The organism is Bradyrhizobium sp. CCBAU 11361 (genome assembly GCF_028128935.1).
Lineage (GTDB): Bacteria > Pseudomonadota > Alphaproteobacteria > Rhizobiales > Xanthobacteraceae > Bradyrhizobium > Bradyrhizobium niftali.
In genome coordinates this window covers 1-2,153 of record NZ_LBJZ01000014.1, presented here as the reverse complement: position 1 = coordinate 2,153, position 2,153 = coordinate 1, and the positions used below count along the sequence as shown (strand labels likewise).

Below are 2,153 nucleotides of genomic sequence, written 5' to 3'. Positions count from 1 at the left end.
TCGAGGCGTGCTCAGGCTTCACTCACGTTACGGCCCGCTGGATTGCTCGGCCGCCTAAAGCGACCTTTGTCACGAGGCTTCGATCCGTCCGACAAGACACCCAAGATCAAAGCGTGGCTCGCTCGCCGGCCGCACTAATGTCCACTTCACGCCGACTTCCGCGTCATGGATCAATCAGATCGCCGGATCGGGGTCGACTTCACACGCGAAATGGAAAAGCTTTGGTTACATCCCAGCCGTTGTGTCGGGATTCCCACCCCGTTCGTCGTCGACCGTGACGGCCGCATCGCCTTTGTCGGTTTGACGATGCAACTCGATGACGTTCTACCCAAAGTTCTGACCGGCAGCTGGCGCACCAGCGATGAAGCTAAAGCCGCCGAGACAGAGCGGATCGCCCGAGACAAGCGCATAAGGGGCGAAACGGCGCGCAAGAGCTGATACCACGCATCGTGATCCCGGTTTGGATCCGCCACTGGTCCGTCCGCGCCACGTTTGTGCTCAACAGGTTTTATCGGGCCAACGGCGGCCGAGCCGTCCCTACCCGCAGCCTTACCGCCAAGTACGGCGGCTTGCGCGACGAGAACGGCTCGGTAACCATGGCTTGATCGACCAGGCGGGCAAGGTCGCAATTGCGTCGCGCCTCACATCCGATCCTTCACGGCCTCGCTCCTGCATTCGCCAGGAGCACTCTTCTCTGAAGAGATTCGAGCTATCAATAATGTGACGAACTTGCGTTCCAGATGACTAGCTAGCACTACTTTGGGTGCGCCGGGAGACCGGCAAGGAATAGATGGTGGAAGTCCATTGCGATGAAGGTGTAGCGAACCACATCGGCCCCGAGCCGTGCGCAGGCGTCCGCGAGGGTGTCGGCGAAGCGTCGGTAGGGGAGCATGCAGGCCAGCCATTGAGCCGCGAAACAGTGTTATCTCGGGAGCCGACGCTGTCCAAAGAGCGGAAGGCAATATGGGCGAGTGCGCAAACGCGAACACCCGTCCAACCCGGCGTGGTCGTAGACCCTGGCATGTATGGAAGCTCCTTGTACGGGAACCGGGATATCTCCGGGTCGGCCATCTTCCTTCTCGGAGGAGATGGTCCGCAGCGGGAAGGCGAGGAGCTGTAGCCGCTGATGCACGACACGGAGAAGTCTGACTCTGGCATAGTAGCTGAGAAGCCAACGAACAAAGCCGGATTTCTGGCGGCGGAGTGGGCGGAGCCAAGGCCGGGGACCAAGGGAAACGCGGAACAGCAGCGCATGCACCGGACACAGGGCCGGGCTCGCATGACCCAGTCGCTGGACCGCGTACGGACAGCCGCAAGGCTGAGGAAGAAGGACCGGTTCACCGCGCTCTTTCACCACATCAATGTCGATACACTGCGGGCGGCGTTCTTTGCGCTCAGGCGTAAGGCTGCTCCCGGAGTGGATGGCATGACGTGGGAGGACTACGAGAAAGATCTCGAGCCCCGGCTCGCCGATCTGCACAAACGGGTCCAACGAGGAGCGTATCGCCCGCAACCGTCTCGCCGGACGTACATACCAAAGGCAGACGGCAAGCAGCGCCCGTTAGCGATCGCGGCTCTCGAAGACAAAATCGTCCAGGGCGCCACCGTCATCGTGCTCAACGCCATCTACGAAGGAGACTTCTGTGGCTTTTCCTACGGGTTTCGGCCCGGCAGAGGACCACATGATGCGTTGGACGCGCTCTGCACAGCGATCGAGACGCGGCACGTGAACTGGATCATTGACGCCGACATCCAAAACTTCTTTGGCGCAGTCAGTCAACCTTGGCTGGTTCGCTTCTTGGAACATAGGATCGGCGACAAGCGCATCATCCGCCTCATTCAGAAATGGCTGAAGGCGGGTGTTCTCGAAGACGGCGTCGTAGCCGCTGATGATAGGGGAACGGGTCAAGGTTCGGTGATTTCACCGCTTCTCGGCAACATCTACCTGCACTACGCTCTCGACCTGTGGGTCAAACGCTGGCGACAGCGCGAGGTCTCCGGCGGCATGATCATCGTGCGTTACGCGGACGATGTAGTAGTCGGCTTTGAGCGCGAGGATGACGCGCGTCGTTTCCTTGACGCGATGCGCGCGAGACTGGAGGAGTTCGAGCTGACGCTCCACCCGGCCAAGACCCGCCTGATTGAGTTTGGTC

At 60.5% G+C, this 2,153-nt stretch carries 1 protein-coding gene and 1 pseudogene; both read left to right on the top strand.

Going from position 1 to position 2,153, the window contains the following annotated elements; translation table 11 throughout:
- Nucleotides 1-171: 171 nt before the first annotated feature.
- Nucleotides 172-405: pseudogene (locus XI08_RS05555) on the top strand (TlpA family protein disulfide reductase); the annotation flags it as partial.
- Between the two features lie 874 nt (nucleotides 406-1,279).
- Nucleotides 1,280-2,153 (top strand): group II intron reverse transcriptase/maturase (gene ltrA / locus XI08_RS05550; protein WP_442869763.1); only part of this gene is annotated, 874 nt, incomplete at its 3' end.